Source organism: Streptomyces sp. NPDC000229, assembly GCF_040300825.1.
Lineage (GTDB): Bacteria > Actinomycetota > Actinomycetes > Streptomycetales > Streptomycetaceae > Streptomyces.
This window is the reverse complement of the sequence record NZ_JBEPEL010000001.1, coordinates 94,505-114,887: the sequence shown is the minus strand read 5'-3', so window position 1 is coordinate 114,887 and position 20,383 is coordinate 94,505. Positions and strand designations below refer to the sequence as shown.

Here is a 20,383-nt window from a genome sequence, read left to right as displayed (position 1 = left end):
CTCCGCACCAGCCTCCGGGCAGCCCGGGGCGAACTCGACCTGTCGGGCGCCGCGGGCACTGCGGGTGCTGCGTTGCAGCGGATCCCCGGCAGGCTCCGTCTTCCGCCGGGCGCGGGGGCACGGCTCGTAAGAAGGTCCTCACCGCGGACGAGTGCGCATCGCCGCTCGGCGGGCGGGTCCACGGCCCGCGGCCCACCTGCCGGCACCTCCGTGAGGCGCCTGGCCTGCAAAAAAGCCCTCCCGGAGGGGGAGGGCGGAAGGCCGCACGGGTGAAGCGCCCCCGGCAGGACTCGAACCTGCGGCCAAGCGCTTAGAAGGCGCCTGCTCTATCCACTGAGCTACGGGGGCCGGTGGTGGCCTTGTGGCCTGGAGCCCCTGCTGGGTGGTCCGTGACCTTGCCGGGGACAAGGATAGGGCTCCGATCGCCTTGACCCGGTCGCTTCACCTGCGTGGCACGATGTGGAGGTTCGGTGAAGCGAACCGATAATCGCAGGCAGGTGCGATTCCCGCAGCGCTTTTCGCGTCTCACGCCTCGGGTGTTGTGTACTCGTTATGCCTGCGCCCCACTCATCCCATCTGTCCCTTGTGTCGGATCGGCGCGCAGAGAGCGCCATACGCTTCAAAAAGGTCATGAAATTGGGCATTCTTCGCATGTGGTGACCTTGGACGTACGGCCTCAGCTCATCGACGCACTCTCCGCCCTGCGCGACCGTGTCGCCGCCGTGCGTCTTCCACTCCCCCTTCCGGGTGCGCCACGGGCGCGGCAGACGCGGGCCGAGTTGCTCGCCCAGCTCGACGACTATCTGGTGCCCCGGCTGAAGGAGCCCGAAGCTCCGCTGCTCGCGGTCGTCGGGGGATCCACCGGGGCGGGGAAGTCGACGCTCGTCAACTCGCTCGTCGGGCGGCGGGTCAGTGAGGCCGGGGTGCTCAGGCCCACGACCCGGACGCCCGTCCTCGTCTGCCACCCCGACGATCACCACTGGTTCGCCGGGATGCGGGTGCTGCCGCAGCTCACCCGCGTATGGGCGCCCCAGGACGGGGAGGACGAGGACGGCGTCGAGGAGCGGGCCCTGCGGGTGGAGACCGCCGACACCGTGCCGCGCGGGCTGGCGCTGCTCGACGCGCCCGACATCGACTCGCTCGTCGTCGAGAGCCGAGAGCTGGCCGCCGAGCTGATCTGCGCCGCCGACGTCTGGGTGATGGTGACCACCGCCTCCCGGTACGCCGACGCCGTGCCCTGGCACCTGCTGCGGACCGCCAAGGAGTACGACGCCACGCTCGTGACCGTCCTCGACCGGGTGCCGCACCAGGTGATCAACGAGGTGTCGCGGCAGTACGAGGCGCTCCTCGTCCGCGCCGGGCTGGGCGAGGTGCCCCGGTTCACCATCCCCGAGCTGCCCGAGTCGGCGGGCGGGGGCAGCGGGCTGCTGCCCGACACGGCCGTCGCCCCGCTGCGCGCCTGGCTCGCGCACCGCGCCCAGGACCCCGCGGCCCGGCAGCAGACCGTCGGGCGGACGGCCGGCGGGGTGATCGACTCGCTGAAGGTGCGGATGCCGGAGCTGGCCGGGGCCGTCGCCGCGCAGTACGCCGCGGCCGTGCGCCTCACCGGAGCCGTCCAGGCGGCGTACGAGCACGAGGGCGAACGGGTGCGCCGCGAACTGCGGCGGGGCGCCGTACTCGCCGGTGACGCCCGCACCCGCTGGCGCGGTTACCCCCGCGACTGCTCGGCCACCGAACTGCTCGACTCCCTGGCCGAGTCCCTCGCCGCCCTGCTCCAGTGCGCTGTCGCCGCGGCCGACGAACACGTACGGGAGTCGTGGCGGCGTGAACCGGCCGCCCGCGTGCTGGACACCGGGGACGGGGCGCCGCCCTCGCCCGACCGGGAGACCGGCGAGCGGATCGGGATGGCCGTACGGCGCTGGCGGCGCGTCCTGGAGGAGCTGGCCGAGGACGAGGTACGGCGGATGGACCGGGCCTCCGCCCCGGACGCCGAGACGGCCGCGGCGCTCCTCGCGGCCGCGCTGCTCGGCGGGCGCAGGGCGCGCAGCGCCGGCGAACGGCTCGCCGAGCTGCTCGGCGCCCAGGGCGCCCTGCGGCTCCGCGACCGGGGCGGCGAGCTGGTGACCACGTACATCGACCGCGTACTGCACGAGGAACGGACCAGGCGGCTCCAGCCGCTCCGGGCCCTCGACGTGACCCCCGAACCACAGGCCGAGCTCATCGCCGCGCTGTCCCGACTGCAGAAGGAGAGGTGACGGCGGTGAGCGCCGTTGACGAACGCTGGGACGACGGGCTGATCGCCCGCCGGGTGCAGGAACAGGCCGCCGGCGACGGTGAGCCCCTGCCGGACGAGCCGCACATGCCGATCGGTGAGGCGTACGCCGGGACACTGCGGACGCGACTGGACGCCCTGCGGGAGCTGGTGGGCCTGTCCAGGACCCGGCTGGACGGCGACACCCTCGCCGAGGCCGGTCGCGTACTGGACGAGGCCGCCGCACGGCAGCGGCTGTCGTCGAAGCACACCGTCGTCGCGATCGCCGGGGCCACGGGGAGCGGCAAGTCGACGCTGATCAACGCGCTGGCGGGCGTACCGGTCTCGGAGACCGGGCTGCGCAGGCCCACCACGGCCAACCCCATCGCCTGCACCTGGTCCGAAGGCGCGGCCGGGCTCCTGGACCGGCTCGCCATCCCGGGGCGGCTGCGGCGCCGGCCGCTGGCGGGCGGGATCGGCGACGAGGCGCTGCAGGGCCTGGTCCTGATCGACCTGCCCGACCACGACTCGGCGGTCACCGCGCACCGCAGGCAGGTCGACCGGGTGCTGGCGTTGGTGGACGCGGTCATCTGGGTCGTCGACCCCGAGAAGTACGCGGACGCGGCCCTGCACGAGCGGTACTTGCGGCCGCTCGCGGGGCACGCCGAGGTGACGTTCGTGGTGCTCAACCAGGTCGACCGGCTGCCGGGCGACGCCGCCCACCAGGTGCTCGACGACCTGCGGCGGCTGCTCGACGAGGACGGCATGGCTCTCGGCGAGCACGGCGAACCGGGGGCCACGGTCCTCGCGGTGTCCGCGCTCACGGGGGAGGGCGTGGGGGAGCTGCGGGAACTGCTCGGGGCGTTCGTGCAGGGCCGTGGTGCCGCCGAGCGGCGTCTGTCGGCGGACGTGGACGCGGCCGCTGCCCGGTTGCGTCCGGTGTACGTGGCGGACGGGCGCCCCGGGCTGGGCGAGCGTTCCCGCGAGGACTTCGGCGCCCGGCTCGCGGTCGCCGTCGGCGCACGGGCGGCCGGCGAGGCGGCGGAACGCGAGTGGCGGCGCAACGCGGGCCGGGCGTGCGGGACGCCGTGGCTGCGGCTGTGGCGCTGGTACGAGCGGCTCCGTACGCAGGGGGCGGCGGGCGCGGAGGAGGGCGCCGAGGCGGAGGCCACGGCGGCGGAGGAGGACGAGCTGACGGCACGCCAGCGCGTCGAGCAGGCCGTGCGGATCGTCGCCGAGGAGGCGGCGCGGGGGCTGCCGGTGCCGTGGGCGCAGGCGGTGCGCGAGGCGGCGGTACGCGGGGCGCGCGGGCTGCCGGAGGCCCTGGACGAGCTGGCGATGTCGGTGGGTTCGCCGCCGGCGGGCGGGCGGCCGCCCCGGCCCGCCTGGTGGCCGGCCGCGGTACTGGCCCAGGCGGCCATGACGCTGCTCCAGTTCTACGGCGCCCTGTGGCTGGTGGGCCAGATCATCGGCGTACTGGAGCCGGGGCTGGTGCCGCCGGCCCTGATCATGCTGGCCGGCATCCTCGGCGGACCCCTGGTGGAGTGGGCGTGCGCGGCGGCGGCCCGGGGGCCCGCCCGGCGGTACGGGCAGGAGACCGAGCGCAGGCTGAGGGAGGCCGCGGCGGGGTGCGGGCGGGCGATGGTCCTCGACCCGGTCGCCGCGGAGCTGATGCGGTACCGCGAGGTGCGTGAGCGGTACGCCCATGTGGCGCGGGGGCGCGGGGAGGGCGGTGGCCCGGGCGGGGCGGTCGTGCGGACGGGCGCGGGGGAGTCCGGGTACGCGGGGGCGCGGGTGGTGTGACCCCTGGTGGGGGCGTCGGCAGCCGGATGGGCGTCCTCCTTGCGGGTGGTGGAGTTGTGCACAGACGGCGGCTTGTCCACAGGGCCGAGCGGGATTTCGGCGGGCGGGCCAGCATGAGCTCAGTCAGCAGGACGACCGCGAGGGGTGGGTGTCATGAACGACACGATGGTGACCGTGGTGGGCAATGTCGCGACGAGCGTCGATTACCGCGACACCGCGATGGGAGGGGTGGCGAAATTCCGGTTCGCGGCGACCGCTCGCCGCTGGGACCGAGAGAAGGCGGGCTGGGTCGACGGGCATACGAGTTTCTACACGGTGAGCGCGTGGCGGGCGCTGGGCGCCAACCTGGCCGCGTCGGTGTCGGTCGGCGACCCGTTGGTCGTCCATGGGCGGCTGAGGGTGCGGGAGGAGGACTGGGACGGCCAGCGCAGGACGTTCGTGGACATCGACGCGTCGGCGGTGGGCCACGACCTGACGCGCGGGACGTCCGCGTTCAGGAGGGTGATGAAGGGGGAGCCCCGTCCGGCGGACCGGTCGGACGCCGAACGCGAGGTGGCCGGTGGCGGAGCGGGTGACGGCGGAGCGGGTGACGACGGAGGAGGCGGTGCGGTGGACCGGCCGGTGGAGCTGGTCTTGTGACGGTGTGTCAGGAGTGGAGCACCGAGCGATGCGGTGATGTGGAGATTCGGCGTACTCGGGCCCGCTGAAAGGCCTTCGCGATAACGATTCCGAGTCGGAATGGTTGTCTGACGGTATGACAGGGGACTGTGCTTGGTCGCCTCTCTAGGATTCCCGGGTACTCACGGGGCACTTGAGTCGGCAGGCGAGGCACTCCCCCCACGCGCCACACGCGCAAAGGTCTCGCCCGGAGGGGAATTCTGTGTTTGCTGGGTTTTCTGTACGGAGGCTGAGGAGGCGTCCCGTCCGTCTCCTCGCCGCGGTCGTGACCTCCGGTCTGGTCGCCGGGGGATTCATAGCCGGGGCGTCCTCCGCCGCGGCCGACGAGGCGCCACAGCACCAGGGCGGTGCCACCGCCACCCTCAACGGGCTGACCACCTTCGACCAGGCGGTGCTCCGCGTCGACGGCGAGAAGCAGGAGATCCCGGCCGGTCTGTTCGAGATGGCCGTCGACGGGGGCGGGACCCTGAAGACGTACTGCGTCGACCTCCACAACCCCACCCAGGAGAAGGCCCGGTACCTGGAGACCTCCTGGGACCAGACCTCGCTCGGCGGGAACAAGGACGCGGGCAGGATCCGGTGGATCCTCCAGCACTCCTATCCGCAGGTCGACGACCTGGTGGGGCTGGCGGCCGCCGCCGGCACCGGGCCGCTGACCGCCGGGACCGCGGCAGCCGGCACCCAGGTCGCCATCTGGCGGTACTCGGACAACGCGCAGGTCCAGGCGCTCGACCCCGCGGCCGAGAAGCTCGCCGACTGGCTGGAGAAGGAGGCCGAGAACATCGCCGAACCCAAGGCGTCGCTCAGCCTGGAGCCCTCCGCCGTCTCCGGTCCGGCCGGAACCCGGATCGGCCCGGTGACCGTGCGCACCGACGCCGACCGGGTCACGGTGACCCCGCCCGCCGACGCGGCCGCCAGCGGCATCCGGATCACCGATGCCAAGGGCGGACCGGTCGTCTCGGCGACCGACGGCAGCCTGCTGTACTTCGACGTGCCCGCGAAGGCCGCCGACGGCTCCGCCGCCCTGACCGTGCAGGCCACGACGTCCGTGCCGGTCGGCCGGGTCTTCGCCGGAGTCACCAAGAGCCAGACGCAGATCCTGGCCGGCTCCAGCGAGTCGACCGTTTCCGCCGCCGCCACCGCCACCTGGGCCACGGCGGGCGCCATCCCGGCGCTCTCGGCCAGGAAGAACTGCGCCAAGGGCGGCGTGGACGTCACCGCCACGAACAAGGGCGACACCGCGTTCGTCTTCGAGCTCATCGGCCTCAGGCACACCGTCCGGGCGGGCGAGTCCCGGACGGTGACCGTCCCGGTCGTCGAGGACCAGCCGTACGACTTCACCATCACCGGGCCCGGCGGCTTCCAGAAGACGTTCAAGGGCATCCTCGACTGCCGGACCACAGGCAGCACGGATGTCGCGATGACCGCCCAGCAGGGCGGCCGGCCCAGCCCTCTTCCGGCCGACGGCACCTCGGCCGGCCCGGCCGCGGCGGACGACGGGCCGGACCTCGCCGAAACGGGAGCCTCCGGCGCCACGCCCATGATCGCGGGCATAGCCCTGGCGATGCTGGTGATCGGCGGCGCCGCCGTCTTCCTCCTCCGTAAGAAGCAGGGCCCCGGCGCCGAGGACTGACAGACCCCCCGCCGCCCCCGGCCCGGGGCCGGCGACGGCCGGCCCGCGGGACGGCGACGGCGCCCGCGGGGGCGACGCTTGCGGGACGGTGACGCTTGCGGGGCGGCGGTGGGGCGGCGGGGCGGTGTCCGACGGTGGCTGGCCCGCGCGGACGGCACCGGGACGGCGCCCCCGGCGCGGGGTGTGCGGGGTGGCGCTGCCGGACGGCAGAGGAGTGACGGCGTGACCGCAGCGGGACGGCGCCCCCGGCGCGGGACGGCAGCGGGCGGCGGCCGACGGTGAGGGGGCGCCAGTGGGACGGCCGTCGCGGGGCGAGCGGCCGCGGCCGGTGATCGCGGAACGTGGCCGGTTCGTTACGGGGGCGCGGGCGGGAGCCCAGGGTCAGGGCCCACGGGCCTTACTGGTTTCCTTCGCGGGGTGGACGTCAGGCAAGATGGGGTGTATCTGCCCACTCTCGGACTGCCGGACGGTTTCTCTTGGCTGAGTACATCTACACGATGCGCAAGACGCGCAAGGCGCACGGCGACAAGGTCATCCTCGATGACGTGACGCTGAGCTTCCTGCCCGGTGCGAAGATCGGTGTGGTCGGCCCGAACGGCGCCGGTAAGTCGACCGTGCTCAAGATCATGGCTGGTCTGGAGCAGCCGTCCAACGGTGACGCGTTCCTGTCGCCCGGCTACACGGTCGGCATCCTGCTGCAGGAACCGCCGCTGGACGAGTCGAAGACGGTGCTGGAGAACGTCCAGGACGGCGTCGCCGAGGTGAAGGGCAAGCTCGACCGGTTCAACGCCATCGCCGAGGAGATGGCCACGAACTACACCGACGCGCTCATGGAAGAGATGGGCAAGCTCCAGGAGGACCTGGACCACGCCAACGCGTGGGATCTCGACGCCCAGCTCGAGCAGGCCATGGACGCCCTCGGCTGCCCGCCCGGCGACTGGCCGGTCACCAACCTCTCCGGTGGTGAGAAGCGCCGCGTCGCGCTCTGCAAGCTGCTGCTTGAGGCCCCCGACCTGCTGCTGCTCGACGAGCCCACCAACCACCTGGACGCCGAGTCCGTCCAGTGGCTTGAGCAGCACCTCGCCAAGTACGCCGGCACCGTCGTCGCCATCACCCACGACCGGTACTTCCTCGACAACGTCGCCGAGTGGATCCTGGAGCTCGACCGCGGCCGCGCCTACCCCTACGAGGGCAACTACTCCAAGTACCTGGAGACCAAGCAGGCGCGCCTCAAGGTCGAGGGCCAGAAGGACGCCAAGCGCGCCAAGCGGCTCAAGGAAGAGCTGGAGTGGGTCCGCTCCAACGCCAAGGGACGGCAGGCCAAGTCCAAGGCCCGTCTGGCCCGGTACGAGGAGATGGCCGCCGAGGCCGACAAGATGCGGAAGCTGGACTTCGAGGAGATCCAGATCCCGCCGGGCCCGCGCCTGGGCAGCGTCGTCGTCGAGGTCGAGAAGCTCAACAAGGCCTTCGGCGACAAGGTCCTCATCGACGACCTGAGCTTCAGCCTCCCGCGCAACGGCATCGTCGGCGTCATCGGTCCGAACGGCGCCGGCAAGACCACGCTGTTCAAGATGATCCAGGGCCTGGAGGAGCCGGACTCCGGCTCCATCAAGGTCGGTGAGACCGTCAAGATCTCCTACGTCGACCAGAGCCGCGCCAACATCGACCCGAAGAAGACGCTGTGGGCGGTCGTCTCCGACGAACTCGACTACATCAACGTCGGCCAGGTCGAGATGCCGTCGCGGGCGTACGTCTCCGCCTTCGGCTTCAAGGGCCCGGACCAGCAGAAGCCGGCCGGCGTCCTGTCCGGCGGTGAGCGCAACCGCCTCAACCTGGCGCTGACCCTCAAGCAGGGCGGCAACCTGCTCCTCCTCGACGAGCCGACGAACGACCTGGACGTCGAGACCCTGTCGTCGCTGGAGAACGCGCTGCTGGAGTTCCCGGGCGCGGCCGTGGTCGTCTCCCACGACCGCTGGTTCCTGGACCGGGTCGCGACGCACATCCTGGCGTACGAGGGCGACTCCAAGTGGTTCTGGTTCGAGGGCAACTTCGAGTCGTACGAGAAGAACAAGATCGAGCGCCTCGGCCCGGACGCGGCCCGGCCGCACCGCGCCACGTACAAGAAGCTCACCCGGGGCTGAGGCAGCGACTGTGGCTCGTCATATCTACCGCTGCCCCCTGCGCTGGTCGGACATGGATGCCTTCGGGCACGTCAACAACGTCGTCTTCCTCCGCTATCTGGAGGAGGCGCGGATCGACTTCATGTTCCGGCTGGCGCCGGGGGACGGCTCTCCCTCGTTCTCCGGGGGGTCCGTCGTGGCCCGGCACGAGATCGACTACGTACGGCCGCTGGTCCATCGGCACGAGCCGGTGACCATCGAGTCATGGGTCACGAAGATCGGGGCGGCGTCGCTGACGATCGCGTACGAGATCAAGGACCCGGACCAGGTGTACGTGCGCGCGTCGACGGTCGTCGTGCCGTTCGACCTCGAGGCCCAGCGTCCGCGCCGCATCTCGGCGGAGGAGCGGTCGTTCCTCGAGGAGTACGTCGACGACGGCATGCACGGGGAGCCCGCGGCCGCATGACGCCGCCGCTGCACTTCGCCGACGCCAGGGAGGCGGCCGATCTGGTGGCCTTCCTGGCCCGGCTGATCCACTACGACCGGGCCGCCGCCGTCCGCCTCCAGGCGGGTGGCGGCGCCCTGGCCGTGTTCGGACGGCCGGCGTCCTTCGAGGTGCTGGCCATCCGGACGGCCGCGCTCCTGGACGACGCGCCCCTGGACGTCACCGTGTCCGCGGGGCAACTCCTCGACGGCATCGAGGAGTCGGCGGGCAAGGCCATGGTGCCCGCACCCGTCACCGGCCCGCCCTGGGCGGGCGTCCTGCCCCCGCGCGGCGGCTGGCAGGAGGTGCCGGGCCTCCCGGACGCCGCCGGGCTGCGCGGCGCGGTCGGCGCCGCGGTGGCGGAATTCCGGGCGCGTGACGGCGAGTTGCCGGCCGAGCGCCGCACGCGCGCCGAGCGCGACCGGCTCGGCCGTGAGATCTGGTCCCGCACGATCGGCTCGACGGGCCTGCCGCTGCGCGCCGTGCACGCCGCCCAGTCGCTGGGCTTCCTGCCGCCGCACGAGGTGCCGGTCGCCCTGCTCGCCGCGGGGTCATGGCTGCGGCTGCGCACCCCCTACGGGTCCATCGCCGTCCGCACGGCGGGCCTCGGGACCGGCTTGAGCGTCACCGCGGTCTGACCACGGGTCGGTGCGCCCCGCGCCCCGTGTGACGTCCGGGCGACGGCCCGCGGCCCGTCGCCCGGCGGGCCGACTCCCTGTGCGCGGACGCGACCGGAGCCGGGCCGACGTGAGCGGCGCGGACGGGCCGGGTCGGGCGTGGTCGGCGGCGTGGAGGGGCGGGGTCGGACGCGGTCGCCGCGGAGGGACCCGGTCAGGCGTGGTCAGCGGCGTGACGGGCCTGGTCAGTGCGAACGGCGCGAACACCGGCGGGTCAGGCCCCGGTCGGCGCGCACGCCCGGTCGTGCCCGTCGCCTAGGGACGGCGCCGAGGCGCGTCGTCGGGGCGGACGGCGATGTGGTCGGGTTCCAGTTCCAGCAGCACCCGGTGCTCCATGCCCAGCGCCTCGGTGTAGTCGGCGGGCAGCTGGAGCCGGCCCGCGCGGTCCAGGGTGGCGTACTCGCGGGCCACCATCGTCTCCTGGCCCTCCGCGTCGACCTCCGTGTGCCGCAGCACCTCCGAGGACGTGCGGCCGTCGCGGATGGCGACCGAGCGGCTGACCTCGCCCGCCACGGCCTGGTCGTGCGTGACGATCACGATGGTCGTGCCCAGTTCCTCGTTGGCCCGCCGGAACGCGGCGAAGACCTGCTCGCCCGTCGCCGAGTCCAGCTCGCCCGTCGGCTCGTCGGCGAGCAGCACGGACGGCGAGTTGGCGAGGGCGACGGCGATCGCGACGCGCTGCTGCTGACCGCCGGACATCTGGTGCGGGCGCCGGTCGCGGCAGTCCGCCACGTCCAGCATCGACAGCAGCTCCAGCGCCCGCTCGGACCTCCGTCCACGCTTCGTACGGCCGCCACGGAGCTGCATCGGCAGGGCGACGTTCTGCGCGGCGGTCAGATAGGGGAGGAGGTTGCGGGCCGTCTGCTGCCAGACGAAGCCGACCACCTCCCGCCGGTAGTGCAGCCGCGCCTTCGCGTCCATCGCGAGCAGATCGCGGCCGGCCACCTTCGCCGCACCCGCCGTCGGGACGTCCAGGCCCGCCAGGATGTTCATCAGCGTCGACTTGCCGCTGCCCGACGCCCCCACCAGTGCCATCAGCTCGCCCTCCCGCACCAGCAGGTCGAGCCCCTGGAGCGCCTGCACCTCCACCCCGTCGGCGGTGAAGATCCGGACGAGACGGTCGCAGACGATCAGCGCGTCGTCCCCGTACGCGGGGCCGCTGCGACGCGCTTCGACGCGTGCCTCCAAGGCGGCGAGAGTGGTGTCGGTCATCGTGCGTCTCCTGCCCTGAGTTCACCGATCGAGCCCCGGCGGGTCACCCACCAGGCCTGTGCCACCGCGACCGTCGCCGCCAGCACCACCACCCCCGCCGACGGGAGCACCAGCGACCACGGGTCGGCCCGCAGCGGCGCGCCGTCGAGCGTGGCGAGCCCCGGCGCCGCCGCCGGTGCCAGCCGCGCCAGGTCGACGCCCGGTGACAGCAGCGTGATGGCCGCCCACCCGGCGAACGTCCCGCCGACCGCCGCGAGCAGCGCCTGCGGCAGCGCCTCCAGGCCCAGCAACCGCCGCCCCTGCCGCCTCGACAGCCCCATCGCGCGCAACCGCGCCAGCAGCGCCGCCCGTTCGGGCGCGCTGTGCAGCAGCGACAGCGACAGCGCGAGTACGGCGTAACCGGCGCCCGCCGCGACGGCCGCCGCGTACAGCCGCTCGGCACCGCTCTGCATTGGCGAGGCCACGAACGCCGCCCGCGCCTGGGAGCGGAGGAGCACCGAGAAGCCGTCGGCGACGGACCGGACGGCGGACCGCAGCTCCCCGCCGTCGAAGGAACCGCTCACCAGCAGCACCGTGTCCGCCCGGTAGGTGAGGTGGGCGGCGTTCACGACGATGAAGTCCGCGCCGGGCACCGCCGGGGTCCGCTCCCGCACCCCCGCCACCCGGAGGCGGAAGTCGCCGGCGTGCGACTGGATCAGCCGCTGCTCCGAGCCGATCAGTTCCGCGACGGACGGTGAGACGATCGCGGGCAGCAGCGGCACACGGCCCCCGTCCGAAGGGCCGGTGTCCGCCAGCTCCCCGGCCGGGAAGGCGCCCAGCCCGGTGCGGCGCGCCAGTTCCGTGTACGCCTGGGGGGCCACGCCGATCAGCGTCACGCTCATCGAACCCGGCACGCCCGGCCGCTCGGCCAGCGGCACGCCGTACTCCAGCTGGACCGGTACCGCGTCCCGCACGCCCCCGACCCCCCGCACCGCCCGCACCAGCCCGTTCGGCAGCGGCACCGCCTCCGCCGTCCCCGCCACCCGTGCGTCCGCGCCCGTCGCCAGCACCGACGCGTCCTCCCGGGCCACCGCCACACCCGCCAGCACCGAGCCGCCGAACGCCGCCGTCGTCAGCGCGACCAGCAGCGCCAGCAGCGACAACGTCCCCGCCGCCGGCGACCGCCCGGCCCGCGCCAGCGACAGCGGCCCCACCACGCCCCGAAGCCTCCGCGCCGGCCGGGCCAGCCACCGCAGGGGCAGCGGATACAGCCGTACGAGGACGAGGGCGGCGACCAGGCCCACCAGCACCGGCGCCGAGCCGGCGAGGGCGTCGCCCTGGTCGGAGACGCCCCGCCGCCGGAGCGCCGCCACCGCGCCCACGGCGAGTACCAGCAACGTCAGTTCGGCGACCGTCCGCCGCCGCGACGGCCGCGTGTCGACCAGGTCCTCCCTGCCGCCCCGCGCACCCGGCCGCCGGAGCGGGTACACCGCCCGCAGCGGCAGCACCGCGCACGCCACCAGCGCCACGGCACCCGCGCCGACGCACGCGTACCCGACCGGTCCCGAGCCCACCAGCCACACGGCGAGCAGCAGTCCCAGCGCGGCGGCCGGGACCGCGACCACGGCCGTCTCCGCCAGCAGCCGCCCGCCGATCCCGCGCAGCGACCCGCCGCGCGAGCGCAGCAGCGCCAGCTCGTCGCGTCGGCGCACGGCGGCCAGTCCGCCCGCCATGGCCACCACCACGACGGCCACCGCCCCGATCCCGTACGCCGCGACCGCGACGACCGGCGCGATGGCGTTCCGCATCGCGTCGTGGTCGGCGAGCAGCTCACCGAGCCGGGTGTCCACCGTGGCGCTGCCGCCCACGGTCTCCCGTAGCGCCAGCAGGCCGGGGCCGCCCGCCAGTGAGGCGACCGCGCCGGTCAGCGCGGGCACGTCCCGGGTGGTCAGGTGCGTGGCGGCGGGCGCGATCCGCCAGAAGGCCTGCGGCTCGGCGCCCGTGCCCAGCAGCACGGGCGCGGCGCCGGGCGGCAGGAGCAGCGCGGCGTCCCAGAAGAACCGGGGGGCGCCCGTCGAGTTCCGGGCGGTGAGCACAGGTGTCCGCAGCAGCGGCTCGACCGACCAGTAGGCCCCCTCGGGCGACCGCGGCTGGAGGACACCGGTGATCCGTACGGCGAGCGGCCCGCGCCCGTCGCGCGGCAGGTGCACCACCGAGCCGACCTTCAACGCGAGCTTCCCCGCGGTTTCGGCCGTGACCGCCGCCTCCACCTCGCCGTCGGTCGCCTTCGCGGGACCGGCCGGCAGACGACCGGCGCGTACGGAGGCGTGCCGGTCCAGGTCCGAGGGGGTGGCGAGGGTGAACTCCGGTGGCAGGCCGTCGGGCGCCGGGAGCCCCTTGCCGGTCGCCGGCAGGGGTTTCGTGGTCCGCATCCCGTACGACGACTGTCCCGCGTCGGCCCGTACCGGCTCGGGGAGCGCCCCGACGACCGCCCGGTGCAGGGAGCGCAGCGGCTCCGGGCCGACGTCCGTGTCCTCGGTGTCCCGGTCGGCCGGGACGGTCAGTTCGACGACGGTGTCGCGCGGGGCGGCGGTGGCGATCCGGTGGCGCAGCCCGTCGGTCTCGTACGCGTCGACGGCGCGCGGGAACGCGGCGGCGAGGAACGCCGTCACCGCCACGAGCAGGCCCAGGGCGACGGCGTCCCCGGGGAAGTGCCGCAACCGGGTCCGCACCCAGGGAGCGACAACAGCGGTCCGGCGCATGTCAGTTGCCTCCCTGGGCAGGGGCCTGGTGCCGCGGCGCCACGGCCGGGTCGTAGCGGCGCAGCGCGATCGCGGCCACCGTCAGCAGGGGCAGCGCCGCCACGGCGGCGAGCAGCAGGGCGACCCGGCCCGGCGGCAGCTCGACCAGGACGCTCGGCACGGGCCGCGTCGCCCGGCCGGTCAGCACCACCAGCGGCACGACCGCCCGGGTCAGTACGGCCCCGAGGGCGAGGCCCACCAGCAGCGCGATGCCGACGAGCAGCCCCTGCTCGGCCGCCACCAGCCGGGCGAGGCGGCGGCGCGGCGCGCCCAACGCCCGCAACACCCCGAACTCGGCGGCACGTTCCCGCAGCGACCCGGCCGCGCTCACCGCGAACCCCACCGCGGCCAGGGCCGCCGCGGCGACCGCCACCGCCATCAGTGCCGAACGCGGCCCCGCGCCCAGCGGGTCGCCCAGCAACTCGTCGGCCGCCTCCTCGCGCACCAGGACCCGCACCCGGTCGCTGTCGGGCCGGGCGCGCACCGCCGCCGCCACCTCGCCGGTCCGGCCGGGCACGGGCGCCAGCCACCACTCGGTGGGCGTGAGGGCGAGGCCGGTGCGGTTCACCGCGTCCAGGTCGACCAGCAGCGCGCCACCGCCTCCTTCGGCAGTGGTCGTCGGCAGGGCCCGTACGGTGTCGACGATCGTCACCCGCGTCTGCCGGCCCGCCAGCGTCACATCGAGGCTCTGCCCCTTCGCCGCCCCGGCGGCGTCCAGGAAGGCGTCCGTCGCGACCGCGGGCACCGCTTCCCCGGCCGCCGGACGCGGCACGCCCGCGCGGACCGTGAAGTGGTGCGGGTCGAAGCGCGGGTCGACGGCGGTGGCCCCCGTGCCGTACGCCAGTGTCAGCGGCGTGCGGGCGGAGGAAGTGACCGTCACCGGGCGGTGGCGCGCGGGATCCTCGCTGTCGGTCAGCCGCCCGCGCCAGGCGCCGAACGATGCCGGTACGGGCCGCTCGGTGCCGTCCGCCGCGACGGCCACCAGCCGCCCCAGCACGAACCGGTGGCGCTCGCCCTTCCCGTGGGGCAGCGGTCCGGACAGCTCCGCGCCGGTCAGGGTCACCGGGCCGGCCGGTCCGCCGGAGGCCGCGCCGAGGTCGGCGGTGCCGTCCTGGCCGACGGGCAGCCGGTAGGCGAGGCCGTGGCGGTCCTCCACCGTCACGGCGACGTCGACGGGCGCGCCGGCGCCCGCCGTCCGGGCGTCCACCCGCAGCCGTACCGTGCCCTCCGGCAGCGGGGCACCGGGCCGCGCCCGGTGTGGCGGGGCGATCGCGGCGAGCAGCCGGCCGGTCGAGCCGTCCGCCAGGTCCCCGCGCAGCAGCAGCCGTTCGCGGGCGCGGGCGGTGTCCAGCGCCAGCACGGTCGCCGAGCGGTCGCCCGGCAACTCCGTGACCGCCCGGTGGGCGGGTGCCGCGTCCCGTACCCCGGGCAGCCGCGCGTACGCCCCGGCCTGACCCGGATCACCGGCCCGGTCGTCCAGCACCCGGATCGAGGCGCCCGTGGCGAAGTCCGCCTGGTCGCGCTGCGAACGGTCCCACGACGCGCTCTGGCCGATCGCCAGCATGCCCATCGCCACGGCCGGCACCAGCAGCAGCACCGGCCCCGCGCCGCGCAGCGGGCGCCGGCTGAACTGCCAGCCCGCCAGCGCCACCGACAGTCCCCGCCCGCCCGCCGCGCGCCGTTCCGCCAGCCGGGCGGCGGGCGGCAGCAGCCGCAGCGTCAGCACGGTGCCCGCCAGCAGCGCCAGGGCCGGTGCCGCCACCAGCAGCAGATCGATGCTCAGAGCGCCCTCCCGCCCGCCGCTCAGCACCCCGCTGCCCGAAGCGGCCGTCCGGCGGTCCAGTTGCCAGTACGCCACCGCCGCGATCACCAGCAGCCCGATGTCCGCCCCCGCCCGCACCGGCCCCGGCAGTCGGCCGGCCCGCCCGCGCAGCAGCCGTACCGGACCGGCGGCGGCAGCGAGCGCCGGCGCCACCACGGCGACCGCGCAGGCCACCGCCACCCCGACGGCCACCGGCCACACCTGACCGGCCGGGGCCTCACCGAGCCGCAGCCCGATCCGGTCGAGCGCACTCCAGGAGGCGATCAGCCGCGTCAACGGCCCGGCCAGCAACGGCGCGACCACCGCGGCGGGCGCGGCCAGCAGCAGCGCCTCGGCCGCCGCGAGCCCGGCGATCCGTCGCGCCGAACCGCCCCGGGCCCGCAGCAGTTCGGTCTCGCCCGCCCGCTCCGTACCGAGCAGCCGGGCGACCAGCAGCAGCGTGTACGCGGCGAGCAGGACCAGTTGCAGGGCCACGATCATCAGCGTGGAGCGGGCGACGAGCAGTGCCCGCTCGCTCTCCCCGAGGACGGTCGGCAGCGCCGTACGGGCGGTCGCGGCGCCCGCGAAGGCCGGGTCGGCGGCGAGGGCGGCGGGACCGGCCGTCGCCGCCTCCCGCAGAGCGCCTATCCCGTCGGTGGTGAGCGTGCGGAAGTCGGCGGAGGCCAGCCAGGACGTCTCGTCGGTGCTGAGCCGGTCGGAGCCGAGCACGGCCGGGTCGGCGAGCAGCGGACCGTAGGTGGTGAAGACGACGGTGCGGACGCCACGGCCGCCGAGGGTGTCCAACTGCCAGTACGGGTCGGCGGGGTCGGCCGGCCGGTACAGGCCGGTGATCCGGACCGTCACCGGCTTCCCGCCGAGCCGGTCGGTGACCGTGAGCCCGTCCCCGGGTTCCAGCTTCAGCCGGTGGGCGGCGGCTTCGGGCAGGGCGGCCTGGACGGGGCCGGCCGGCGCGCTGTCCGGCCAGGCACCTCGGACCAGGTGCACGCGTGAGCGGTCGAGGGCCGCGAAGTGGGTGAGGTCGGGTTCGCCCGCCCGGGCGGCGGACGGCTGGAGGGCGCGGGGCAGCGCGTACGAACCGGAGCGCTCCAGGCGCCGCACGGTCACCGGCAGCCCGCCGAACGTCTCACGCGCCCCCTCCCGGGCGGCCTGGTCGGCCGCTTCGCGCCGCTCCGGCGGAACGTGGGCGGTGACGACGAGGGAGGCGGCGGAGGAGGCCCGGCCGTGCAGGGTGTGGCGGAGGGCGGCATCGCCGACGGAGCCCGAGAACGCGGCCAGCGCGGTGAGTACGGACGTGGTCAGCAGCACGGCGAGGAGGGCGGCGGCCAGGAGCAACCGGTGCGCGCGGACGCGCAGGAACACCAACCCGGTCACACAGCCCCCCACTACCGTCCGAACCTCTGAACCTCCGAACGTCCCAACGCCTGGACGTCTACGGATGCTTTCAGAGGGCACACGTCGAAGTGACCGCTTACGAGCGGACCTTGACTGGATCGTGACCGTTATCCGGCGCCGGAACACCGCCCTCCGTACGGTTCCGGATCGTTCAGTCGCCGCGCGGCACCCACCGGTGCGTGAACCTGGCCGCCAGCAGGCCGCCCCCCACGGTCGCCGCCGCGCACACCGCGACCGCCACCGCCAGCCCGCCGCCGAGCAGCCCGAGGGGCGAACCCCCCGACGGGGAGAGGAAACCGAGGTTCACCCCGGCGAGCAGCCCCGCGAACAGCGCGGCCAAGCCCAGCGCGCACATCATCGGCACGCCCATGCCCCACCACGCGACCCGCAGATGGAACCGCGCGCCCGAGGTGTACCCGGCCAGCGGCCGCAGCTCGTCGGCCCGGTCGAGGAAGGCGTGCAGCAGCCCGGCCGCTCCCGTGAGGGCGAGCAGCAGGAACCCGAGGGCCGCCACGAGCAGCACCCAGTCCGCCTGCCGGGCGCGGGCCTGGCCGCCGATGACGTTGCCGTCCCCGGGGACACCGACGTGCGGGAGCGGCAGCGTCGCCCGGGCGGCCCGCTCGGCACGTTCACGTCCCTCCGGTCCACTCGTCAGGACGACGAAGGGCCCCTGTTCCTTCAGCAACCGTGCCCCGGAACCGGACGCCTGGACATGGACGAGGCCGAAGCCCATCCAGCGCAGGGCCTCCGTACGGGGCGTGCGCTCGCGGTAGACCTCGTGCGCCGGCACGGCCCGTCCGCGCGGGCAGGAGCGCAGGGCGCCCAGTGCGGCCAGGTCGCCGCAGTCGCCGCGGAGCACGGGCGGCCCGGTACCGGGCGTACCGCCGCCCGACACCACGCGCAGCACCCGGTCCCCCGGGGACAGGGCGGCCACGAACCGGGCGTGTGCCCGCTCGTCCGCGGGCGCGCTGCGGACCTCCAGGAGCCGGTCGTCCAGACGTTCGCCGAGCACGGTGGCGTTCCTGGCCTCGTTCGTCAGGTCCGTCACCATCACCATGGCCTGGGCCACCAGCCCCAGCATGACGACGAGGGCCGCCCCCGCCCGCGCGATCACCGCGGGATGCGCGGCAGCCCAGCGCCCGCCGACCAGCCTCGCCGGGTCCCCCGTGCCGCGCCCGGCCAGCCGGACGGAGCCCCGGGCCGCCGCCCGCCCCAGGAGCGGGGGCAGCCCGACGAGGGTCAGCGTGGTGCCCAGGACGAAGAGCTGCGTACCCATCGCCTGGCCCGCCGCCGCCCCGGAGACCACCGCCAGGGCACCGATTCCGCACAGGACGCCCGGCCAGGCCGACGGCAGGGGCCGCGCGGCGCGGGGGCGCCCGGACCCGGCGGGGCGCACCCGCAGGTGCAGCGCGGCGAACAGCAGACACAGACCGGCCCACACCAGGACCAGGGCGAGCGGGAACTGCCACCGCAAAGGCGCCAGGTCGGCGGCCGACACCTCGTAACCGGTCAACGGCAGCCGGCCGCCGGTCAGCGTGAGGGCCACCAGGGGTACGCCCGCGAGCACGGCCCCTGCCCCCAGCGGGCGGACGCACTCACCGGCCGCGATCCTCGCGCGTACGGAACGCCCGGCGCCGATCGCGTACAGCACCGCCAGCCGCCGGTCCCGCTGCCGGGCCCCGAGCCGTGAGGCGACGATCAGCAGGACGGCGACGGGCAGCCCCAACTGGGGGGCCAGCAGCCAGTAGAGGTCGGTCTCGGGCCGGTCGAACGACTGGCTGAGGAAGTACCCCGGCTCGGGAGGCCGTTGCGTCCCGAAACCGGTGACCCCCAGCGTCGTCTCGTACCCCTGGATCCGTACGCCGGCCGGCGGGCGGACGTACACGAAGAGCTCTCCCGCGTCGGCCAGTCCCCCTTCCGAGACCGTGCCGGCGAGCCTGCCGTACCGGGTGGCGGCCGGCGGCATGACGTCGAGCAGCGCCGGTGACACGAACGCCTCTCCCGGGTCCGGCCAGCGGGACAGGCCGGGCGGCAGCGGCGCGGACGGGACGGCGGGCTCGATGGACACCACCGAGAAGTCCCGGTCCCGCCAGCTGTCGTCGCTCTGGCTCCACCAGGCGGCCGGCCGCACACCCGGAGAGGCAGCCACGGGCACCCGGGCCGAGATGCGTGCGTCCCGCCCCTCGTACACCGCGTGGACCGTCTGCACGCTCCACACCAGCAGCGCCGCCGCCATCCCGGTGAGGACCAGGCACAGCACCTGGACGGTCAGGCGCGGATCACGCCGCCGGGCCGTCCCGGCCGAGGCGCGGCGGCCGATGGCGAACAGGTGCGCGGTCGCACCACGGCGCCGGGGGCGGCTCATACGCCGGGCCCGGCTCATGCGCCGGCCGCGGTGGTGTCGGTGGTGTCCGTCGTCTCGTGCAAGACGCAGTCCCTCAGAGCGAGTTGCCGGTCGGCGTAGAAGGCGACCACCGGATTGTGCGTGACGACGACCAGCGTGCAGCCGTACTGGACGGGCAGCCCGAACAGCAGCGCGCAGACGTCGTCCGCGGCGCGCTCGTCGAGCGCCCCGGTCGGCTCGTCGGCGAGGATCAGCGGCGGCCGGGTCGACAGCGCGCGGGCCACCGCCACCCGCTGGCGCTCCCCGCCGGACAGCACGCCCGCGGGCGAGTCCGCCACCGCCCCGACGCCCAGCTCGCGCAGCAGCCGCTGGGCCGTCCCGTACGCCTCCCGGCGGCCCTTCCCGGCGATCAGCAGCGGCAGCGCGGCGTTCTCGACGGCGCTCAACTCGGGCAGCAGCTCACCGAACTGGTAGATGAAGCCGAGGGTCTTCAGCCGCCACGCCGCCGCTTGGGCGGGCCGCAGCGCGGCGGTGTCGGTGCCGCACACCCGGATCGTGCCGGCCCCGGGGCGGTGCAGCCCGGCGAGGCAGGACAGCAGGGTGGACTTGCCACTGCCGCTGGGGCCGGTGACGGCGACGGACTCGCCGGCGTGGGCGGTCATGGCGGCGTCGCGCAGCAAGGTGCGGCCGCCGAGCTCGCAGGTCAGACCGGAGACCGTGACGGTGGGTGCAGCCATGGCGGTCAGGGGTGCCTCTTCCAGCCGGAGCACGCGTCGGTCACCAGCGGGCGGTTCTCGCACGTCTGCAGGGTGTAGATCGAGTACGTACCGGTGGTGGAGGTCTTGCAGTAGCCGTTCGTCTCCTCCATGCGCACCACGGTGTCGGGCGTGGTCCGCTTGAAGTTGACGTAGACGTTGAAGCCGTCGTACTCCCGGTCGCAGACCCCGGCGTGCTTGTGGTCCCTGCCGATGTAGCCGAAGTCCTCGCCCTCGTAGACGTAGAAGGTGTCACCGAAGGCGGTACCGGCCCCGAGCAGCGCCGAGACCGTCGCGATCGCCACGGCACCCAGCCGCATGGTCCTCCGTCGCACGTTGCACCTCCACAAGACGAGGGGCACCCGCCCAGTGCGGATGCCCGTTCGATGTGTTGCGGCTGTGAACTTAGGGGGTCGAGGTGCCCAGGGGGAC

13 protein-coding genes and 1 tRNA gene are annotated in these 20,383 nt (G+C 74.9%); 7 read left to right on the top strand and 7 right to left on the bottom strand.

Going from position 1 to position 20,383, the window contains the following annotated elements; translation table 11 throughout:
* Positions 1-275: 275 nt before the first annotated feature.
* A tRNA-Arg gene (locus ABT360_RS00465) sits at positions 276-348 on the bottom strand.
* A gap of 314 nt (positions 349-662) precedes the next feature.
* On the opposite strand from ABT360_RS00465, the gene ABT360_RS00460 reads away from it, so the two are divergent.
* The 7 genes from ABT360_RS00460 (at position 663) to ABT360_RS00430 (ending at position 9,607) form a co-directional block, all read left to right on the top strand.
* A complete protein-coding gene (locus ABT360_RS00460) occupies positions 663-2,255 on the top strand; it encodes a dynamin family protein (RefSeq protein WP_351808953.1) in 1,593 nt (530 codons plus the stop codon).
* Positions 2,256-2,359: 104 nt separating this feature from the next.
* Positions 2,360-4,054 carry a GTPase gene (locus tag ABT360_RS00455; RefSeq protein WP_351808950.1) on the top strand — a complete coding sequence of 565 codons (1,695 nt, stop codon included), beginning with the start codon at positions 2,360-2,362 and terminating at the stop codon, positions 4,052-4,054.
* 153 nt (positions 4,055-4,207) lie between these two features.
* Positions 4,208-4,693 (top strand): single-stranded DNA-binding protein, encoded by a 486-nt coding sequence (locus ABT360_RS00450; protein WP_351808413.1) that lies wholly within the window; start codon positions 4,208-4,210, stop codon positions 4,691-4,693.
* 304 nt (positions 4,694-4,997) lie between these two features.
* Positions 4,998-6,365, top strand: coding sequence for a Cys-Gln thioester bond-forming surface protein (locus ABT360_RS00445; protein ID WP_444852151.1), 1,368 nt, complete (start codon positions 4,998-5,000; stop codon positions 6,363-6,365).
* A 476-nt stretch (positions 6,366-6,841) separates the two neighbouring features.
* Positions 6,842-8,506 (top strand): energy-dependent translational throttle protein EttA, encoded by a 1,665-nt coding sequence (gene ettA, locus ABT360_RS00440; RefSeq protein WP_351808411.1) that lies wholly within the window; start codon positions 6,842-6,844, stop codon positions 8,504-8,506.
* Positions 8,507-8,516: 10 nt separating this feature from the next.
* Complete coding sequence (locus tag ABT360_RS00435) at positions 8,517-8,951, top strand: acyl-CoA thioesterase (protein ID WP_351808409.1); 435 nt, start codon at positions 8,517-8,519, stop codon at positions 8,949-8,951.
* Entirely contained in the window at positions 8,948-9,607 is a 660-nt protein-coding gene (locus ABT360_RS00430; RefSeq protein ID WP_351808407.1) for a hypothetical protein, read from the top strand. Before ABT360_RS00435 ends, ABT360_RS00430 begins: the two co-directional genes overlap by 4 nt.
* A gap of 294 nt (positions 9,608-9,901) precedes the next feature.
* Here ABT360_RS00430 and ABT360_RS00425 read toward each other — a convergent pair whose 3' ends face one another.
* The 6 genes from ABT360_RS00425 to ABT360_RS00400 all read right to left on the bottom strand — a co-directional run bounded on the left by ABT360_RS00425 (position 9,902) and on the right by ABT360_RS00400 (position 20,286).
* Positions 9,902-10,858 carry an ABC transporter ATP-binding protein gene (locus tag ABT360_RS00425; protein ID WP_351808405.1) on the bottom strand — a complete coding sequence of 319 codons (957 nt, stop codon included), beginning with the start codon at positions 10,856-10,858 and terminating at the stop codon, positions 9,902-9,904.
* Complete coding sequence (locus ABT360_RS00420; RefSeq protein ID WP_351808403.1) at positions 10,855-13,599, bottom strand: FtsX-like permease family protein; 2,745 nt, start codon at positions 13,597-13,599, stop codon at positions 10,855-10,857. The genes ABT360_RS00425 and ABT360_RS00420 overlap by 4 nt, the downstream gene beginning before the upstream one ends.
* A gap of 1 nt (position 13,600) precedes the next feature.
* A complete protein-coding gene (locus ABT360_RS00415; RefSeq protein WP_351808401.1) occupies positions 13,601-16,831 on the bottom strand; it encodes an ABC transporter permease in 3,231 nt (1,076 codons plus the stop codon).
* Between the two features lie 172 nt (positions 16,832-17,003).
* Positions 17,004-19,217, bottom strand: coding sequence for a hypothetical protein (locus ABT360_RS00410; protein ID WP_351808399.1), 2,214 nt, complete (start codon positions 19,215-19,217; stop codon positions 17,004-17,006).
* Between the two features lie 14 nt (positions 19,218-19,231).
* Positions 19,232-19,933, bottom strand: coding sequence for an ABC transporter ATP-binding protein (locus ABT360_RS00405; RefSeq protein ID WP_351808397.1), 702 nt, complete (start codon positions 19,931-19,933; stop codon positions 19,232-19,234).
* A 5-nt stretch (positions 19,934-19,938) separates the two neighbouring features.
* On the bottom strand, positions 19,939-20,286 hold the full coding sequence (locus ABT360_RS00400; RefSeq protein ID WP_351808396.1) for a hypothetical protein: 348 nt from the start codon (positions 20,284-20,286) through the stop codon (positions 19,939-19,941).
* Positions 20,287-20,383: the final 97 nt, after the last annotated feature.

Excerpts from the sequence above, each read along its gene's own strand:
- ABT360_RS00430 (WP_351808407.1), top strand. The coding sequence starts at position 8,948 with ATGACGCCGCCGCTGCACTTCGCCGACGCCAGGGAGGCGGCCGATCTG.
- ABT360_RS00450 (WP_351808413.1), top strand. The coding sequence starts at position 4,208 with ATGAACGACACGATGGTGACCGTGGTGGGCAATGTCGCGACGAGCGTC.
- ABT360_RS00420 (WP_351808403.1), bottom strand. The coding sequence starts at position 13,599 with ATGCGCCGGACCGCTGTTGTCGCTCCCTGGGTGCGGACCCGGTTGCGG.
- ABT360_RS00455 (WP_351808950.1), top strand. The coding sequence starts at position 2,360 with ATGCCGATCGGTGAGGCGTACGCCGGGACACTGCGGACGCGACTGGAC.
- ABT360_RS00425 (WP_351808405.1), bottom strand. The coding sequence starts at position 10,858 with ATGACCGACACCACTCTCGCCGCCTTGGAGGCACGCGTCGAAGCGCGT.
- ABT360_RS00405 (WP_351808397.1), bottom strand. The coding sequence starts at position 19,933 with ATGGCTGCACCCACCGTCACGGTCTCCGGTCTGACCTGCGAGCTCGGC.
- ABT360_RS00410 (WP_351808399.1), bottom strand. The coding sequence starts at position 19,217 with ATGAGCCGCCCCCGGCGCCGTGGTGCGACCGCGCACCTGTTCGCCATC.